The sequence below is a fragment of the Enterococcus sp. DIV0774 genome (assembly GCF_050539095.1).
In the GTDB taxonomy this organism is placed as follows: Bacteria; Bacillota; Bacilli; order Lactobacillales; family Enterococcaceae; genus Enterococcus; species Enterococcus faecalis.
The window spans coordinates 2,519,555-2,538,161 of sequence record NZ_CP172923.1 but is presented as its reverse complement, the minus strand read 5'-3'; the positions used below and the strand labels follow the sequence as shown (position 1 = coordinate 2,538,161).

Sequence of the window (18,607 nt, the reverse complement as noted above, 5' to 3'; positions counted from 1 at the left end):
CAAGCAGTGGTTTAGCTGGGGGAGTCAGTGCGTAAGCAAGGCAGAAAGTGCGGGGGATTTTTCTGACCAGCTCTAGGTTTTTCGGAGGGAATATGCTATGCTTTTAGAAAAGAAATTGTTGGTAGAGGAGGATCGGCATGAACAAGTTTCATGACATATTTTTAGAATTAGAACAACAAATTGTCCAAGGCGACTATCAGCCAGGCGATTTATTACCTAGTGAAAATCAATTAGTGGAAACTTACAATGTTTCCCGTGAAACAATTCGGAAAGCCTTGAATTTACTGATTAACGCTGGCTACATTCAGAAAAAACAAGGCAAAGGCTCGATTGTGCTCAACTTTAAAAAATTTAATTTTCCTATTTCAGGGGTGACCAGTTATAAGGAGTTACAACAAACGCAACATATTGAAAGTCATACTCATGTGGTTTCCTTAGAAGAAATTCCTGTAGAGCGCAACTTGGCTCAGTTGACTGGTTGGACCGAAGGGGCCCCTGTTTGGCGCTTAGTTCGGCAACGGGAGATTGAAGGGGAAGTCGATATTTTAGATATTGATTACTTGATTAAAGAGATTGTCCCTGAACTGCCGAAGCATCGTGCCGAAGATTCGATTTTCGATTATTTGGAAAACGACCTTGGCTTGGCGATTAGTTATGCCCAGAAAGAAATTACCGTGGAACCGCTCACAGAGATGGACAAGCAACTGATTGGTGAAGTCGAAGGCAATCATGTCGTCGTGGTCCGCAGTATCATGAACTTGGAAGATACTCGCTGTTTTGGCTATACGGAATCCCGTCACCGCTTAAACAAATTTAAGTTTGTGGAATTCGCCCGTCGCCGCAAGTTGTAAGGCGCAGTGACTAGCAAACACAAAAACGGCTGTCATTAAATGAAATTTGAAGATTTTTTCGCCGAAATCGCGGATAAATTTATAAGAATTTAGGAGAAAACGTCAAAAGGTAAGAGTTGAACCCTTACTTTTTGACGTTTTCTTGCTGTTTATTAATCGATTTTGCCGCGAAAATCATTAAATAACACTTTCGAATGTCAAAAAGTGTTGAAATTTATGTTTAAAATCAAGAGATATCATTGATATTAAAAGAACTGTTGATTTTTTCTATGCGCGGTTAAATATTTAAAATCACAGACACAGGGGAATCTTGTATAATTAAGGCCATAGCTTCAGAAGTACATTCTGGAAATTCTTAAACAAAAGGAGACGTACATAGATGAAAAAGAAATTATTTGCAAGTTTACTCGTTGGCAGCGCAGTTGTTGGGGCTAGCTTGGCGCCTCTTTCGGCACAGGCTGTCACGACAGGAAATACACCAGTACAGGTAGAATTTGAAGGTGGAACATTGCAAGATCAGGGGGATGATACTGGCCCAATCGTAGATCCCGATCCGACGCAACCGAATACGAATTTTGACTTATTAGCCATCCCGAAAATTTTTGACTTTTCTCCCGTAAAAATTGGTGAGGATGTAACCGCTATTAGACCCATTTCAACTGCGCCAAAATCGATCATGGTGGGTGATGTCCGCGGAACCAAAGAAGGTTGGCATGTCACTGGCGAAGTAGTGGGCATGAGCAATGGCACAGATACATTAGATGGACAGATTACTTTTGGAATGACACCATACTATGCCATATTCAATGAAAGTACGAGTTCTTACGGGGGCTTCAATACTCTGAATGGCATGAATATCGCTAATGATCCAACGGCCCCTAGCTTTAACGGTGCGAGCCTTAAGATTGGTGGCGGCGCCGCGGCTTTAATTAACGCTCCTCTAGGAAAAGGGCAAGGGACTTGGTCAGGTCGTTTAGATAACTTAACGTTAAATGTAACGACACCGATGCAAGAACTGAAAAAAGGCGCGTATACAGGAAATGTCACCTGGAATCTTGTCGCAGGACCAGCGATTTAAGCATAAACAGGTAAACAATAGCGGACGAAAGAGCTGTTTAAATGGTCTTCCATCCGTTCTTAAACAATCAATTAAAAAAGAGAGGTATGCAAAATGAAAAAGAAATTACTCGCAAGTTTGTTGGTAAGTAGCGCAGTGGTTGGCGCTAGTTTGGCACCACTGTCGGCACAGGCTGTGACGACAGGGAATACGCCAGTGCAGGTGGAGTTTGGTGGAGGAAAGTTGCCAGATGGAGATGGTGATGCGATTACAGTAAGACCTGACCCAGATGCTACAAACAGTGATTTTGATTTACTATTTATTCCAGATGGATATAACTTTAGAAACTCATCTATTTCAGACGATTTGACAAAACCTATTCCTGCGACGGTATCTGCTTATCCTGCTGTAGTTGGCGTGGGTGACTTACGAGGGACGAAAGAAGGTTGGCATTTAACAGCCCAAGTAAATGGTATGAAGTTAGGAAGTGAAAGCTTACAAGGATATATGGAAGTGACAGGAGCTATGAGTATCAACGCCCTCGTTTATGACGAAACATTAAATAAATATACTGGAGCTGGTGCAGCTGGTGCGCCAATTATACCACCTGAACTGCTACCACAATTAGCCAGTGAGGGGCAAAGGTCGATAAATTTAGAGGGGGATGCGACGCTTATAGCAAATGCTCCTGCGGGTATTGGGCAAGGCATGTTTAGAGTAGCGATGTATAGCACTATGTTAAACATCACGACCCCTTACCAACAGATCAAAGCAGGGGCTTACACAGGGAACGTCACCTGGAACCTTGTCGCAGGACCATCTCTCTAAGACAAAACAAAAAAGTCATCCCCTCAGGATGACTTTTTGCTTATTTCTCTGTGAAGGTGCTGTCTGTTTTGACAGTTTCAGCAGGCGGTGTTTGTGCCGCTAGCAAGTCGCGAATTTCTTTTAAGTAATCTTCGCTGGTTGGTACCACTTCTTCTGCCGCTTCTTCTTTTTTGCCACGGTTTTTCATTTTGTTGGCCGCTTTGACAATCAAGAAGAGGACGAAGGCCGTAATTAAAAATGTAATAAGTGCACTAATCACGCTACCAATATTGAATTCAACACCTTCGACTTTATAGACAAGGGCACCCAATGCATCGTCGGCACTCTTTTTCCCAGTCGTCAAGACAAAAATCAGACTAATTAACGGGGTAATCAAGCCTTCCACCACTTGTGTCACGATTGCAGTAAACGCACTACCAATGACAACACCGACGGCTAGGTCTAAGACACTTCCGCGCATGATAAACTCTTTAAATTCTTTAATCATTCTTTTTTCCCTCCTCACTTTAAAAACAGTATACCGAATCTTCTTGAAAATTTGAACTGAAAAACTCTTATCATTCAGAAAGCACCTGAAGCTGTGTTATAATGGAGCTATTGGAAAAAACATTAAAAAATGCTTTAGAATTTACGCGATACATATATTTCACAGCATTCTTTAGGTAAGATGAAGCAAATGAAGGAGCGATGCGGCAATGTCTGTTCAATTAGTTAAAGGCGTGAATTTACACGTCATTCCTACAGAAAAATATAAAACGGTGCGTCTTTTAGTCCGCTTTAATACACGATTAAATCATGAAACCATTACAAAAAGAACGCTGTTGTCCAGTTTGATGGAAACCAACAGCTTGAATTACCCGAATCAAGTCAAGTTAAGTGAGCGTTTGGCGGAACTTTACGGCGCCAGCTTTGGGATTGGCGTTTCCAAAAAAGGCAATCAACATTGGTTTAATATTTCTATGAACATTGTCAATGATCATTATTTACAGGATAGTCAGGTGCTTGCCGAAGCGGTGGACTTTTTGAAGGAAATTACTTTTGCCCCCAATATTCAAGCGGGCCAATTTGAGGCGGAAACCTTCCAACGGGAGAAAGAGAACTTGAAAGCGTACTTGGAAAGTATTGTGGAGGATAAGCAAACCTATGCTTCTTTGGCGCTTCAAAGTGTCTATTTTAATCAATCGGAGGATCAAAAAATCCCTAGTTTCGGGACCGTTGCGGCGTTAGCAGAGGAAACAGCGGCGTCATTAGCAGCGTATTATCAAAAAATGCTGGCGGAAGATCAAGTGGATATTTTTGTTTTAGGTGATGTCAATGAGGCGGAGCTAGTGCCGTTATTCAAGCAATTACCGTTTACGCCTCGTGAAGAAGGCAAAGCCGCGATTTTCTACAATCAACCAATTCGCAACGTGATTGAAGAGCGGACCGAGCGTGAGGTGTTAGCCCAATCGAAATTAAACTTGGCTTACAACACAGATATTTATTATGGCGATAGCTATTATTTTGCGTTGCAAGTGTTTAATGGGATTTTTGGCGGTTTCCCGCATTCTAAATTATTTATGAATGTCCGTGAAAAAGAGCATTTAGCGTATTATGCTTCTAGTAGTATCGACACCTTCCGTGGCTTCATGACGGTTCAAACAGGAATCGATGGCAAAAATCGGAATCAGGTCTTGCGTTTGATTTCGACAGAATTGGAAAATATTCGCTTAGGTAAGATTAGCGAATTAGAAATTGAACAAACGAAAGCAATGTTAAAAAATCAGTATATCTTAGCGTTAGATAATGCAGGCGCGTGGCTGGAAAAAGAATACTTGAACGAATTAATGCCGCAGACAATACTGACGGCGGAGGAATGGATTGCGCGGATTAATGCCGTGACTATTCCAGAAATCCAAGAAGTAGCCAAACGCTTGGAACTTCAAGCGATCTTCTTTTTGGAAGGAGAAACGGAAAATGATTAAAAAAGACTATGCACAAATTAAAGAAACATTGTATACAGAAACACTGGAAAATGGGTTAAAGGTTTACCTATTACCGAAAAATGATTTCCAAAAAACGTATGGCTTGTTTACGACCGATTATGGTTCCATTGACAATACGTTCGTGCCAATTGGTCAAGAGGAAATGATTGAAGTACCTGACGGAATCGCCCACTTTTTAGAACATAAAATGTTTGAAAAAGAAGATGGCGATGTCTTCCAAAAATTTGGGCAACAAGGGGCTTCAGCGAATGCCTTTACCAGTTTTACGAAAACGAGTTATTTGTTTTCAACGACGGATCAAGTGACACAAAATCTAGAAACGTTGCTTGATTTTGTGCAATCGCCGTATTTCACGAAGGAAACGGTCGAAAAAGAAAAAGGCATCATCGGACAAGAAATTCAAATGTATTTAGATGATCCTAACTGGCGCTTGTTCTTTGGGATTTTAGGCAACCTTTATCCGAAACATCCATTGCATATTGATATTGCCGGTACAGTGGCAAGTATTGCGGAGATTACCGCAGAAGATTTGTATACATGTTACAATACGTTTTATCATCCAAGTAATATGACCTTGTTCGTGGTAGGGAAAATGGACCCCGAAGCGTTAATGGCGTTCATTCGTGAAAATCAAGCGGCGAAAGAGTTTCCTGCCGCCCAACCTATTCGTCGGCATTTTCCTGAAGAAACAGCTGCCGACATTGTCAAAGAGAGCGCCATTGAAATGGCGGTCACACGGGCAAAAGTGCTTGTTGGCTTGAAAGGCTTAGATGAAGTGCCAACAACGGGTCGTGACTTAATGAAATATCAAATCACCGTGAACTTGTTGTTACAATTATTGTTTGGTAATACCTCTCAAAACTATTTAGCTCTTTATGATGAAGGCTTGTTAGATGATAGTTTTAGTTATGACTTTAATTTAGATCGCAGTTTCCATTTTGCGGATATTGGCGGCGATAGTGAGCAACCAGAAGTCTTAGCAGAACGAATTGAAGCTATTTTATTATCTGCCACAACAAGTCCAGAATTAACGGAAGAAAATTTGTCCTTATTGAAGAAAAAAATGATTGGTAAATATTTCCAATCCTTAAACTCTTTAGAGTATATCGCCAACCAATTTTCACAATCATTGTTTGGGGAAACCACGCTGTTTGATAAGATTGAAGTCATTGAAAGTATTCAATTAGCCGACGTCCGCCAAGTAGCAGAGACCTTTATTCGTGAAGAAGGATTGAGCCGTTTCTACATGTATCCTAAAGGAGAAACCGAGCAATAAACCAACTGTTTAAGAAAAAGAAAAATCTTTGAAATCTTTCAATTTTGTTATCCTCAGTTGGCTTCTTTTGTGGTATTCTTAAAGGACGGGAATGTTTTCCTTGGCAATTGAAAAAGACTGATGAGACAATCGATAAATTAACAAAATAGACTGGAGAAGATGGACGAGTGGCCAGCGTAAATATTGGAGAAACACTAAAAGAAGCAAGATTGCAGAAGAACATCACAATTGATGAACTGCAACAAATGACAAAAATTCAAAAAAGATATTTAGAAATTATTGAACAAAACGATTTTGAGTCCTTACCAGGCACCTTTTATGTGCGGGCGTTTATCCGCCAATATGCAAGTGCGGTCGGCTTAGATGGCAATCAATTGGTAGATATCTATGATGGCAAAGAACCAGCAATTGTCGAAGAACCCAAGCCAGTGTATGAAGAGCTTGAAGGATCACGTAAGCAATTGCATGACGAAGAAAAGCAATCCAGTTGGTTACTGCGGAACTTACCAGCCATTGCCTTTTCGTTAATTGGTTTAGCCATTGCGGTCGTAGTGCTGTATATTATGTGGCAAGATCAAAAAGCCGAACCGATTATTCAAACACCGGCAACTAGTGCCAGTGTGGAAAAAACCAAAGAATCAAGTCAAGCCCCAGAAAGTAGCACACAAAGTAGTACACCGCCGTCTTCTTCAAGCGAACCAGAGAAGAAAACAGCTGTGGCTGTGGTGAGCGATGCCAACAATCAAGTAACTGCAACGGTTAAAGATGCGAATAGTCCAATCAACATTACCTTTAAAGGCACTGAAGGCTCTTGCTGGATTGGCGTGATGGTCGATGGCAACTATACGTACCAACACACCCTGCAAGCAGGAGAGACCCAAACAACAGCTTTACCTGCGAATGCCGCCAACGCGACACTGATTTTAGGCGCCTCAAATAACGTCGCCATTCAAGTCGATGGCGCCGATTTAACACTGGAAAAAACGCCAGTTTTAATTCGTAAGGATGTTACATTAGGGATTACGTATCGTTAGAAGAGAATAAAAAAATAACTGCCCAAAATTCTTATTTAAAGAATTTTGGGCAGTTATTTTTATTTATAATTAATAATATATTTATATATATTATTACGATAGCTAAACCATATTTTTTGTTTTTTGTGAAAAATGATTTAATTTATGCATTATATGTTTGTTTTTCTTTTTTTGAAAATGATTTAAATGTTATTTTAAAGGTATTTTATACAAAAATATGCGAATTCACATTTTATTATTATCAATATTTTTGTATATAATTTAATTATACATTTAATAAAAAGGTTAAAAAGGAGGAAGTTGATGGTAAAAATTGCATCCAATCAAGGCGCTGCCCAAAAGGCAATTGCCGGGATTAAGAATGTATCTGTGAATAAAAAACAAACATGTCATTTAGGAGAAAGCAATATTTCAAGCATGAAAAAAGGGGTTAAAGTCAGTAATCAACTGCTCAATCAATTAGCAAAAGTAGTCAATGGTGTCAACGCACAAGCCAATAAATTCCCCAAATTAGCGGCAACGATGGCGGCTAGAGATAGCCAAACAACGTTTAAATAAGGAGAAACGATGGAAAAGGATACGAATGAAAAATTAAGAAGGAACTACGCGGAACAGATTGTCGAAAAAGAACGAGCAATGGATCAATTGTCGAAGGAAAAGAAGCAAATCCAAACCATTTTTGGTACACTAGAGTCTGAACTAACTAGAAATTTTCGCGAACTTGAGCAACTCAACGCAGAAGTGATTCATAAAGGCGGTAAGTCGACGCGTTGGGAGCGAGAGGAGCTCTCTGGAAAACAACGCTATTTAAGGGGCTTTTTACAACAACAGACACATGAATTAAGTCAAAGATACACAAAAGCAACCGCACAATCGAATGAAGAACGACTACAGCTCCAAAGAGAAAGGAGTCGGTTGTCATGGGATTAATCTACTCCAGTAGCGATTCTTCAGCAATGATGCGTGCGCTGTCCAGCAACCTAGCAGTTGCCCGAACAACCACCAGTGAGCTAACAGCTGGTTGTCAGCAACTAATCGCAGCCATCGACGGTCATACATTGTCTGGCGCTGCCTATAATGCGGGAAAAGGGCTATTTTCAGAATTAGTGATTCCGACGATTCATCGAATGACTGCCGCCGTTGATAACGTCCAAAGTGATTTGGCCAAATACAGCGCTGCGGATGCGTTTATTGCCAGTGAAGGTTTTTTAGATGAAGACAAACTCAAATTAAAAATAAAAATCATGAAAGCCAACCAACAATTATTGCACGATTCTGCTAGGGCAGTCGCCACATTAGCCCATAGTCAGCCGATTCCAGGAATTTATGAACTCTTACAAAATACCCAACGGACCTTTATTAAAATGGCTGATAGTATGCAACAGGACATTGACAAGCTCCACAAGCAAATACAAAAGCTCAATGAGTTTGACCGACAAACCAAAAACCTGTTCGCCACTAGCTTAGAAGAAATGGAATTGGCGATGCAAGGGATCTTAGTCCTGAATGAAACAACTGTCAAAAGCAACGGCCTCTATACCTTGCCAAGTGGTGTGGATAAAAGTTACTTTACGGAGATTAAAAAAGATACTAAAAATGAAGTCACTGACAAACAGCTGTTAGCGGGTTGCACCATTCTTTATGTTCATGATAAAAAGAACGGTTTCAATTATTACATGCTAGAAAAAGACGGCTATTCCTACCGAATAGACGAGAAAAAACTATCAGGAAACTTGGCTTCTCTAGTAAAAAAATATGACTTAGATGTAGTAGAATTGACGCCAAAGGAACTGACTACCCGGGTCAATAACCAACAGAAAAAAGGTTATAATTACTTTGAAAAAGATGACAGAGTTTTGGGATTAGGTCTCCTGTCAAAAGGCCAAGGAGTTATGGATGAAATCCAAGAATCAGGTGTGTGGGATTCCTTGTGGATGTTAGGAATGGGTGTTGCTTCGGTAAGAAATGCGCAGACATTTTCTAAGAAAGTCAGTGGGAATAAAAATATTGATGATATATCTTGGAGTTTAAATAAAAATGGAGCAAATATAAATGGGCGTGATTATTCAGGACATGCTTTAGAAAGAATGGCTCCTCATACTCCTGAAATCAGAGCACAACTGCGAACAAGAGCTCAAGAAATTGCTAAAAATAACGATTTAGTTCCAGGATCTGATCCATATAATAAATTTGTCAACAATTATATAAAGCCAAGAAATATACCGCCCTTTGTAGTAGAAGAGGCTATTCAAAATGGCACGAAATTGAAAGGAAACAGACCCAATACTTGGTCTTTTGAAACTAAAGATGTTAAAGTCATCACTAATGATAGTGGTAAAGTCGTAACAGTTATACCCAAATAATTATTATGTAAGGAAGAGTGGAAATGGACATCAAATACGATGATTTAGAATTAATGGAACTATTCTATTCAGAAGGACAAAGTTTAACAGGAAATATAGAAGATGGTGATATTTTATACCGAAGAAGTAATGAAAATTTCAACTTAACAATGTTTATATATACGTATGAGCAAAGGATTAATGTATTTTTGCAATATAAAGAAATGGATATGATTTCTATTGAATTAAAAGATATTTCAAGTTTACAAAAAGCAGATCACTATTTGAAAATTTATCGTGATGATCAAGAGGTAGGGAATATTTGTTTTGGAAAAAACTTTTTAATTAATATAGAGAACTGAAAAAACACTATCACTTAATTGTCAGTTAAATGATAAAGCTTTGAATTGTAAGTAGTGACTTACTAATCAAGTTGACAATAGCTAATAAAATATAGCTATATCTATCAAAAAAACAGAGTGATTGTAGTTGATTCAAACTATAATCACTTTGTTTAAAATAAATACAGAATCTAAAATTAAAAATCATAAATCCACGACAACAAAATTTACATAATACCAAACTAACAGCCGTAATATTCAAAGTATCTCAGTCCTGAATGAAACAACTGTCAAAAGCAACGGCCTCTATACCTTGCCAAGTGGTGTGGATAAAAGTTACTTTACGGAAATTAAAAAAGAAGCTTCTACGATTCTTGAAACAGCCAAACCAAAAATAGAGCTAATCAAGAAAACCGACAGTCTAGAAGAAATCAGCAGAAAAACCATTGCTTGTGCAAATATAGGCATTAATCCTTATACAGGAAAGAAAATTAGTCAAAAAGAAGCCAATAAATTCAAGTATGCGGCGTGGGCAGGCACACTAACAGAAGTTGGTAATGTGGTGCTAGGTTCTTATTATGGGAATAAAGCTGCATCAAGACTGGACGGACTGGATGATGCTGGAAAGGTGAAGAATGGACGACAAAAATCTACAAATGATTTGTACGTAGTATCTAAAAATGTATTTGATATTGAACAAGTACGTCCTTTATTAAAAACAGAACCCAATACAGCTTTCTTTTGGTCTGGAAGAACAAAAGGTGTTGGTGGATCTGAAGTAGCGGCTAATGTGGCAAAAAGTAAAGGAGGAGTTACGTTAGAAACAACCATTGAAACTAAAAATATAAAAATGCCGGAATGGGATTTTAATAATCCAGAATCTATGAAGGCGTGGGATTTAGCTTCTGGATCATATGTTGAACAAGTCTCGGGGGAAATTCGAGCAGTTGTTGGTTTAGAATTGAGAAAAGGAAATATTTGGGAAAATGTAGAACTTCCAAGATTAAAAAATAATCCTAATGTGAGTAAGATAACAATTATTGATCCAAGAACTGGTTTAGAAAAAATAATATTTGAAAGGAAATAAATTGTCATGAAAATAACAGGAAGTAATTCATATATTAAATTTGATTTAGAAAATGGATATATAGTGAAAGCAGGAGGTGAAATGCTTATTGGAGGTAAATTTGTTGTATTTACAGACACCATGAAAAAATGGGAACCTCCTCATGAACAAGAGAAACTAACTTCTATAGATATTCAAAATATTATAGCTAATGTAAAAGAAAGCGTTAATGAAAATACTGTACAAATTGAATTTGAATAAATCTATAAATTACGATATTTGTTATTTATTAAGTAATTATTTATGGAGACTATCCTATTTTATGAAGATAATTTAAAATTATAAATATTCAATGGAACTTACTCTTTACCAAGTGGTGTCGATAAAAGTTACTTTACGGAAATCAAAAAAGATACTAAAAATGAAGTGACTGACAAACAGCTGTTAGCGGGTTGCACCATTCTTTATGTTCATGATAAAAAGAACGGTTTCAATTATTACATGCTAGAAAAGGACGGCTATTCCTACCGAATAGACGAGAAAAAACTATCAGGAAACTTGGCTTCTCTAGTAAAAAAATATGACTTAGATGTAGTAGAATTGACGCCAAAGGAACTGACTACCCGGGTCAATAACCAACAGAAAAAAGGTTATAATTACTTTGAAAAAGATGACAGAGTTTTGGGATTAGGTCTCCTGTCAAAAGGTCAAGGAGTCATGGATGAAATCCAAGAGTCAGGTTTGTGGGATTCCTTGTGGATGTTAGGCTTAAGTACCGCAGCAATCCGAAGTACCCAGACATTTTCAAAAGAAACTGGTAGCACGGGTAATGTCTTAAAAGGAAGTAAGAATGGACAGGCTTATACTCTTGATCGGAATAAGACTGCTGAGGCTAAATTTTCTGGAGAAGATATCTTTAACTATACAAACAAAGTGAACGAGCACATGGCTAATCCTGATAGAGCAGTTCCAGCTCAAACATTGAAAGAAGTAATCAATGGTGGTATCTCAATGTCTGACCCCAGAGGTTCTAGTGCGACAATGTATTATAGTGAAATTTATATTAATGACAAGAAGTATAATTTTGAAGTGCTTTATGATAAACCAACAAACACTGTTTATCACTTTAAATATGACAGAAGACCATTGGGCCCATTACCAGCAGTATCAAAACAATAATATTGGAGGAAACTATAATGACAAAAAAAGAGCAACTATATTATTTATTAAATGGTTTGAATCTTGGAGAAATAGAAATTAACCATTTTACAAATCAGTTTATGAAAATTTTTGATTTAGAAATAGATTATGATGAATTGTCGAATAAAGAATATACAGTTCTAGGAAATATTTCTGATATGTCAGCTAGATTTTCTGATAATACAGAAGATTTGAAATTACCTAATGTGTACTATAGCGAAAAACAAATTAGAGATGAAGTATTCTATGCTTTAAAAGAATTAATGTAAATCATATAAAAAAAGACGATTTACTGACTGATAATTAAATAATAAGGCCTTGATAGTAAGGATATAGGTTCATCAATCCAGTTGTCAATAGCTAACAAAATATATCTATCAGAAAAAACAGAGTGATTGTGGTCAATTTAAACCGCAATCACTCTGTTTAAAATAAATATAGAACCTGGATTTAAAAATTATTAATACACGATAACAAAACTTACATAATACCAATCTACAAGTCGCAACCTTTAAGACATTGCCAAGCTCCACAAGCAAATTCAAAAGCTCAATGAGTTTGACCGACAAACCAAAAACTTATTCGCCACTAGCTTAGAAGAAATGTAGTTGGCGATGCAAGGGATCTTAGTCCTGAATGAAACAACTGTCAAAAGTAACGGCCTCTACACCTTACCAAGTGGTGTTGATAAAAGTTACTTTACGGAAATTAAAAAAGATACTAAAAATGAAGTGACTGACAAACAATTATTAGAAGGCTGTACGATTATTCGTGTTCATGATAGATCACGCGGCTTTGAGTATTACATGCTAGAAAAAGACGACAATAATAATTCAAGAGAGAAGGGGTTATCAATGCTTAAAATAGTTAATAAAAAATTTAATCTTATCACCATATTTTCAATCGCTCTGTTGGTCATGGGCTTCTTGATTGTTGGCTTACAACTGTATTTCTACTTTATCTATGGTTCTAAATTTTTAGACAGTATCACATTGATTGGAATGATTAATTTAGGTTTAGGCTATTACCAGCTCTTTCTAAAAAAAGGCAAGAATATTTCTGAATAAACGGTCAAACGGCAATTATTCCAGATTCTTTTCTTTTTTTCGTGACACTGCCAGCAAGATAACGTAAAATAGAACAGGAGAAGGAAGGGGCAATTGAAGTGAATTTACCAAATAAATTAACAGTTTTAAGAATATTTATGATTCCGATTTTTATTATTATTGTGTCAGTGCCAATGGACTGGGGAACGATTAGTTTTGGCGACACAACGTTAGCCGTTACCCAATTAGTGGGCGCGATTATTTTTGCAGTTGCTAGTTTTACAGACTGGTTGGATGGCAAAATTGCCCGTGCGCAAGGCTTGGTGACGAACTTCGGAAAATTTGCGGACCCATTAGCGGACAAAATGCTAGTGATGACCGCTTTTATCGTCTTAGTTGGTCAAGGCAAAGTACCCGCTTGGATTGTAGCAATTATTGTTTGTCGTGAATTGGCAGTAACTGGTTTACGGTTGTTATTAGTCGAACATGGCGAAGTAATGGCAGCAGCTTGGCCGGGAAAAGTAAAAACAGCTACCCAAATGGTTGCAATTATTTTACTATTCATTAACAACATTCCATTTTCAGCACTTCATCTACCACTAGATCAAATCATGCTATATGCTTGCTTGATTTTCACCATTTACTCTGGTGTTGATTATTTTGCTAAGAATAAAGATGTTTTTAAAGGTTCGATGTAAAGAGAGAATCAAAACGCTTGGCTTGTGCCAAGCGTTTTTTTGATTATTTTTTACCTATGAATAATTACTGGCTTTCTACCCACTAGTTAAAGACTCAAGTGGATTTAAAAGCAACAGATAAATAGTTTAAACGAATTTATTTAAAGCCAGCCATAATTAATAGATAAATAAAATAAGAACAAAATATAATTATAATTGCGTCTGCAATTATTATTGATATGTGTAAAATATAGGATTTTTTTAAATTCTTTACTGATTTATAGACTGAAAATAGACATATGACTATGGCTATTAACAAGGGGAAAACTAAAGGTCCTGTAGAATTTATAATTTCAAAAAAAGTCTCATCATCTATCAACTCCTGTTTTTGTTTATATTATAACATAAATATTTAATAAAATATAAAAACATTTCTGTTTTGGGTTAGGAAGTGCTATAATTTAATAACTAGTGAAAATAATCATTAGTTATTAAATTAAAAAAGGAGAAGTCTATGAAAAAAATTGTATTTGTTTTGTTAGGGTTGGTTACTATTTTTTCATATCCGCTTACAACTAAAGCGGATGAAATTGATGATGTAGTGAGTAAGTACAGTTTGGTAGGAAAAGAATTGGATGAATTTGAGCAACAAGAGAGGTTAGGCAACTTTCAACGTTCTACGGATATTAATAAAGCTGAAATTGCTAGTGATTATAAAAATCTCATGGAAAATGGACAATTAAATGATGATACTTCGTATGAAGAGTATTATAATTTTAGAACATATCCTGAACCAAGGGATCCTGTTGTTGATTATGCTAGAAATTCTAGAGGTATTCAAAGTCCAAATGTAGGGGATATTTTAATAACTAATAGTACAAATCTTGATGTTATAGGACATGCAGGTATTTATATTGGAAATAGTAAGATTTTAAGCATTGAAGGGTATGGGGCCACTCCTTCGGTAAAGTCCATTTTTCAGTGGATGGTAGAAAGAAATTCTAAGAGAGATAAATGGACAAAAGTATATCGACCAAAGGCAGCATATAATCCATCAAAAGCTGCTAATTGGGGAGCTAAGAACATTTTAGGGAAGAATATTTCTTATGGATTTCGTGGTGCACCAACAGATTTAAATCCCACATATTGTTCTAAAATTGTATTCCAAAGCTATTGGTATGCTAACAATGGCAGAGGGATAGTCTTTCCAAGGTATATTTCTCCATATGCTTTACCAAATATTTTTGTAAATTATGGGCAACCTGACCATGTAGCGACTTGGACATGGAGAAATATTGCTTAATCTAAACGAATCTTTAAGCTCTTTGTCAAATAATCTTGATAAAGGGAATTTGTAGAATTGTGTTAAGTCCAGAGGAGAAAATCCTCTGGACTTTTTAATTGGGCTTGTACAGCTATTTTCAGTCTTTCTTGTTTGTTCGCAAGCAACTTGGCTGTATGAGTATAATCTACTTTTCAGAGTAGTCGATATTTGGATGATTCTAATGATACTGTTCGTAAGGATAAAAAATATAAATCCTGAGTAGTTACACTGAGAAAGCCAAGGATTAAAACTTCAAAGGAAAAGCCTGGGACATCAATCATTTTGGATTTTTGTTCCAGGCTTAAAAATGATAAAGGGTGGGAGCAGAAGCAACTACTAACAAACAAGACTTTTCTTTACGACAAATAATGCGGATCGGTCTTAGTTGTGCTAATGTTATCACGGATTTTTTTCAAGGAATCGGCATTTTGATCAAAATTGTGATACATCGTATTTGTGTATAAAATATCCATTACCGTTAAGTAACTAATCCGTGAAGCCAAGGATTCCGCACGAAACAAGCCTTCTTCGGTGACGACAATAATTGCTTCGTCGGACAAGCCTGCCAACTCTGAACCGCTGTTACCGGTTAACGTAATCATTTTTGCGTTGGTTTTTTTAACTTGTCGTGCTAGGTTGATTGATTCTTTGGTTTTGCCTGAATGGGAAAAAATAAACACGCAATCTTCACTGGTTAATTTTGTGACAAAACTTAACTGCATGTGGTAATCAAAAATGTAGTTGCATCGATAGTTGGTCCGAATGAATTTATGGAAACTATCAAAAGCCACAATCGAGGAGCCGCCTTGCCCAAAAAAATGAAGCGTTTTGGCAGAGTACATCAAAGCCAACACGTTATCTAACAGCTCCTTTGTTAAGAACTGTGTGGCGTTACTGAGGGAATAAATATTGGCTTGTAAGACTTTTTTAGCAATCGTAATACTATCATCATCTGGTGAAATATCATCGGCGCCATTCACGCTATTGACGTTTTGAAAAGTCGGCTGATAATTAGAATTCCTGGCGATATCAATTTTAAATTCTTGGAACCCAGAATAGCCAATCTTTTTTACAAATTGATACACGGAAGATTGGGAGACGCCAATTTCGTTGGCCAGACTTTCTAACGTCATTTGTGTCAATAATGATTCAGAATGAACAAAGTAATCGGAAATTTTCTTTTCTGTGAGGCTCAAATTCGGTTTTTTGATCCGAATCCGTTGATCCAAATAGTGGTTTTTCATTAACACGTTCCTCCAATCTTATTTTTTTAAAAATAAAATGAATGCCTTTTCATTGTTGGTATAGACTGATTATAGTGGAAAAAGAGGACAAATACAATTTCTCTTTTTCTCCACAAAAAAGAAATTCTTTAAAAAAAGCCAAAAAAAATAAATAATCTTTTTTCTGAAAAATGAAGGGGTCTTGAAAAGACTTCCCTCAACTAAAGAAAGTAGCCAGTAAAAAGAACGTGATACCAAGAGATTTACTTGTGTTTTTTGTATGAAAGCTCCTTAAAAATAAAAACGTTTTACCTTTTGAGTAGGCAAGATTTTTGCTAAAAAATAAAAAATATTTTTTAATTAGTGTAATCGTTTACATTATTTTTTTTATCCTTTATGATTGAAGTATCAAAAGAGGCAGGTGAAAGAAAAATGGACATTGGCTTTATTGGACTTGGGAAAATGGGTTTGAACATGGCGTTAAATGTTCACGAACAAGGCTGGCCCATTATTGGCTTTGATGTGACAAAGGAAGCAAGAGCGACTGCTAGAGAACAGGGTCTTTCCGTTGTAGATTCGTTGTCAGAATTATTGAAAGCGCTTAATAAAAGGAAGGTGATTTTTTTAAGTACCCCCGCTGGTCAGATTACCAATCAATTAGTGGCAGAATTGGTAGAGCAATTAGCACCAGAGGATATCATTGTGGATAGTGGCAATTCAAATTTTCATGATAGTGTCGCGAATGCTCAGCTTGCTAAGGAAAAAGGAATTTATTTTATTGATTGTGGTACTTCTGGTGGCATCAAAGGAGCGCGGGAAGGAGCGTGTTTAATGGTTGGCGGTGCGCCTGAAGCTGTCAAGGTGTTAACCCCATTTTTTGAAGATTTAGCTTGTGAACAAGGGTATCTTTATGCTGGAAAATCAGGAGCTGGTCACTATTTGAAAATGGTGCATAACGGGATTGAGTACGTCATGATGCAGGCCATGGGCGAAGGATTCAATTTATTAGAAGCTGCTGAATATGATTTTGCGTTGGAGAAAGTAGCCGATGTGTGGAATCACGGCTCGATTATTGAAGCTCGCTTGATGGGCTTAGCGAAAGAGGTTTTTGCGGAAAATCCTACGTTAGCCAATCTAGAAGGGAAAGTTGCAGCAAATGGCGAAGCCAAATGGATGATTGAAGAAGCATTGCGTTTGGAGATGCCCGTCCCAACTACGGCGTTGTCCTTATTTACTCGAAATGAAAGTATGCTAGCAAATCATTTTTCAAACAAAGTGGTCGCTTCTTTGCGACAAGGATTTGGCGGGCATGAAGTCGTAAAAAGTCAGTAAAGGAGTTTAGCCATGTTAAAAAAACAAAAAATTGCCATAGTGAATTCCAGTAGTTTTGGTCAAATTTTTCCTGAACACTTGACGCGCTTAGAAAAAATAGGCACCGTGAAGCATTTTACAGTCGACAGTGAAATTGGTGGCAAAGAGTTAGCGGAATGTTTACAAGGATATACGATTATTATTGCTAGCGTGACGCCATTTTTCACGAAAGAATTTTTTGAACATAAAGATGAATTGTTGCTGATTTCTCGCCATGGTATTGGGTATAACAACATCGATTTAGACGCTGCAAAACAGCACGATACAATTGTTTCCATCATCCCAGCTTTAGTAGAACGAGATGCCGTGGCGGAAAACAATGTCACAAATTTACTAGCTGTTTTACGGCAAACCGTGGCTGCAGATGCCAGCGTTAAAGCGGATCAATGGGAAAAACGAGCGAATTTTGTCGGTCGGACGTTATTTAACAAAACTGTGGGTGTCATTGGTGTTGGGAACACAGGAAGTTGTGTCGTGGAGACGTTACGAAACGGATTTCGCTGTGACGTGTTAGCGTATGATCCCTATAAATCCGCCACTTATCTGCAAAGTTATGGAGCCAAAAAAGTAGACTTAGATACGTTGCTAGCTTCAGCTGACATCATTTGTTTATGTGCCAATTTAACTGAAGAAAGTTATCACATGATTGGCTCGGCGGAAATTGCCAAGATGAAAGACGGCGTCTATCTTTCCAATAGCGCACGAGGCGCCTTGATTGATGAAGAAGCCATGATTGCCGGTTTACAATCGGGCAAAATTGCTGGGCTTGGGACAGATGTTTTAGAAGAGGAACCAGGTCGGAAAAATCATCCTTATCTTGCGTTTGAAAATGTAGTAATGACGCCGCACACCTCCGCTTATACCATGGAATGCCTGCAAGCGATGGGAGAAAAATGCGTGCAAGATGTGGAAGACGTGGTGCAAGGTATTTTACCTCAACGGACAGTGCAAGAAGTCAGTCGTTACGTTAGTTAAGAAGGAGGAGG

21 protein-coding genes are annotated in these 18,607 nt (G+C 37.4%); 19 read left to right on the top strand and 2 right to left on the bottom strand.

All coding sequences use genetic code 11. The features are described 5' to 3' along the window. The first annotated feature begins 137 nt into the window (after positions 1-137). The 3 genes from treR (at position 138) to IGL86_RS12240 (ending at position 2,736) form a co-directional block, all read left to right on the top strand. On the top strand, positions 138-851 hold the full coding sequence (gene treR / locus IGL86_RS12250; RefSeq protein WP_002354877.1) for a trehalose operon repressor: 714 nt from the start codon (positions 138-140) through the stop codon (positions 849-851). A gap of 379 nt (positions 852-1,230) precedes the next feature. Continuing rightward, positions 1,231-1,929, top strand: coding sequence for a WxL domain-containing protein (locus IGL86_RS12245; protein ID WP_033625718.1), 699 nt, complete (start codon positions 1,231-1,233; stop codon positions 1,927-1,929). Positions 1,930-2,022: 93 nt separating this feature from the next. Further along, the gene (locus IGL86_RS12240) at positions 2,023-2,736 is read left to right on the top strand and encodes a WxL domain-containing protein (RefSeq protein ID WP_033625719.1); all 714 of its coding nucleotides are present in this window, start codon (positions 2,023-2,025) and stop codon (positions 2,734-2,736) included. A 40-nt stretch (positions 2,737-2,776) separates the two neighbouring features. Here IGL86_RS12240 and mscL read toward each other — a convergent pair whose 3' ends face one another. Beyond that, entirely contained in the window at positions 2,777-3,223 is a 447-nt protein-coding gene (mscL, locus tag IGL86_RS12235; protein ID WP_033919012.1) for a large conductance mechanosensitive channel protein MscL, read from the bottom strand. A gap of 208 nt (positions 3,224-3,431) precedes the next feature. Between mscL and yfmF the strand changes: the two genes are divergently transcribed. From yfmF to IGL86_RS12165, 14 genes are all read left to right on the top strand, one after another. Continuing rightward, positions 3,432-4,700, top strand: a complete 1,269-nt coding sequence (gene yfmF / locus IGL86_RS12230; RefSeq protein ID WP_033625720.1) for an EF-P 5-aminopentanol modification-associated protein YfmF — start codon at positions 3,432-3,434, stop codon at positions 4,698-4,700. Then, a complete protein-coding gene (gene yfmH, locus IGL86_RS12225; RefSeq protein ID WP_010824020.1) occupies positions 4,693-5,997 on the top strand; it encodes an EF-P 5-aminopentanol modification-associated protein YfmH in 1,305 nt (434 codons plus the stop codon). The genes yfmF and yfmH overlap by 8 nt, the downstream gene beginning before the upstream one ends. A gap of 167 nt (positions 5,998-6,164) precedes the next feature. Then, a complete protein-coding gene (locus tag IGL86_RS12220; RefSeq protein ID WP_033625721.1) occupies positions 6,165-7,031 on the top strand; it encodes a RodZ domain-containing protein in 867 nt (288 codons plus the stop codon). A gap of 303 nt (positions 7,032-7,334) precedes the next feature. Continuing rightward, a complete protein-coding gene (locus IGL86_RS12215; RefSeq protein ID WP_010824217.1) occupies positions 7,335-7,589 on the top strand; it encodes a hypothetical protein in 255 nt (84 codons plus the stop codon). A gap of 9 nt (positions 7,590-7,598) precedes the next feature. Then, complete coding sequence (locus tag IGL86_RS12210) at positions 7,599-7,961, top strand: hypothetical protein (protein ID WP_033625937.1); 363 nt, start codon at positions 7,599-7,601, stop codon at positions 7,959-7,961. Beyond that, complete coding sequence (locus IGL86_RS12205) at positions 7,952-9,394, top strand: T7SS effector LXG polymorphic toxin (RefSeq protein WP_430605613.1); 1,443 nt, start codon at positions 7,952-7,954, stop codon at positions 9,392-9,394. The genes IGL86_RS12210 and IGL86_RS12205 overlap by 10 nt, the downstream gene beginning before the upstream one ends. 23 nt (positions 9,395-9,417) lie before the next feature. Then, positions 9,418-9,735 (top strand): hypothetical protein, encoded by a 318-nt coding sequence (locus tag IGL86_RS12200; protein WP_029742320.1) that lies wholly within the window; start codon positions 9,418-9,420, stop codon positions 9,733-9,735. 292 nt (positions 9,736-10,027) lie between these two features. Next, positions 10,028-10,801 carry a hypothetical protein gene (locus tag IGL86_RS12195; protein ID WP_430605612.1) on the top strand — a complete coding sequence of 258 codons (774 nt, stop codon included), beginning with the start codon at positions 10,028-10,030 and terminating at the stop codon, positions 10,799-10,801. Between the two features lie 6 nt (positions 10,802-10,807). Next, complete coding sequence (locus IGL86_RS12190; protein WP_010820319.1) at positions 10,808-11,041, top strand: Imm74 family immunity protein; 234 nt, start codon at positions 10,808-10,810, stop codon at positions 11,039-11,041. Positions 11,042-11,206: 165 nt separating this feature from the next. After that, positions 11,207-11,959 (top strand): hypothetical protein, encoded by a 753-nt coding sequence (locus IGL86_RS12185; protein ID WP_430605611.1) that lies wholly within the window; start codon positions 11,207-11,209, stop codon positions 11,957-11,959. A 17-nt stretch (positions 11,960-11,976) separates the two neighbouring features. Continuing rightward, the gene (locus tag IGL86_RS12180) at positions 11,977-12,249 is read left to right on the top strand and encodes a hypothetical protein (protein ID WP_016617324.1); all 273 of its coding nucleotides are present in this window, start codon (positions 11,977-11,979) and stop codon (positions 12,247-12,249) included. Between the two features lie 345 nt (positions 12,250-12,594). Next, complete coding sequence (locus IGL86_RS12175) at positions 12,595-13,047, top strand: hypothetical protein (RefSeq protein ID WP_425268165.1); 453 nt, start codon at positions 12,595-12,597, stop codon at positions 13,045-13,047. 98 nt (positions 13,048-13,145) lie between these two features. After that, positions 13,146-13,724 (top strand): CDP-diacylglycerol--glycerol-3-phosphate 3-phosphatidyltransferase, encoded by a 579-nt coding sequence (pgsA, locus tag IGL86_RS12170; protein ID WP_002365382.1) that lies wholly within the window; start codon positions 13,146-13,148, stop codon positions 13,722-13,724. A 493-nt stretch (positions 13,725-14,217) separates the two neighbouring features. Further along, the gene (locus IGL86_RS12165) at positions 14,218-15,006 is read left to right on the top strand and encodes a hypothetical protein (protein ID WP_033625397.1); all 789 of its coding nucleotides are present in this window, start codon (positions 14,218-14,220) and stop codon (positions 15,004-15,006) included. A 377-nt stretch (positions 15,007-15,383) separates the two neighbouring features. Here IGL86_RS12165 and IGL86_RS12160 read toward each other — a convergent pair whose 3' ends face one another. Beyond that, positions 15,384-16,271, bottom strand: coding sequence for a MurR/RpiR family transcriptional regulator (locus IGL86_RS12160; protein ID WP_002383224.1), 888 nt, complete (start codon positions 16,269-16,271; stop codon positions 15,384-15,386). Between the two features lie 375 nt (positions 16,272-16,646). On the opposite strand from IGL86_RS12160, the gene gnd reads away from it, so the two are divergent. Both gnd and IGL86_RS12150 read left to right on the top strand, forming a co-directional pair. Continuing rightward, on the top strand, positions 16,647-17,582 hold the full coding sequence (gnd, locus tag IGL86_RS12155; RefSeq protein ID WP_002378821.1) for a phosphogluconate dehydrogenase (NAD(+)-dependent, decarboxylating): 936 nt from the start codon (positions 16,647-16,649) through the stop codon (positions 17,580-17,582). Between the two features lie 12 nt (positions 17,583-17,594). Continuing rightward, a complete protein-coding gene (locus IGL86_RS12150; protein ID WP_010776179.1) occupies positions 17,595-18,596 on the top strand; it encodes a D-isomer specific 2-hydroxyacid dehydrogenase family protein in 1,002 nt (333 codons plus the stop codon). Positions 18,597-18,607: the final 11 nt, after the last annotated feature.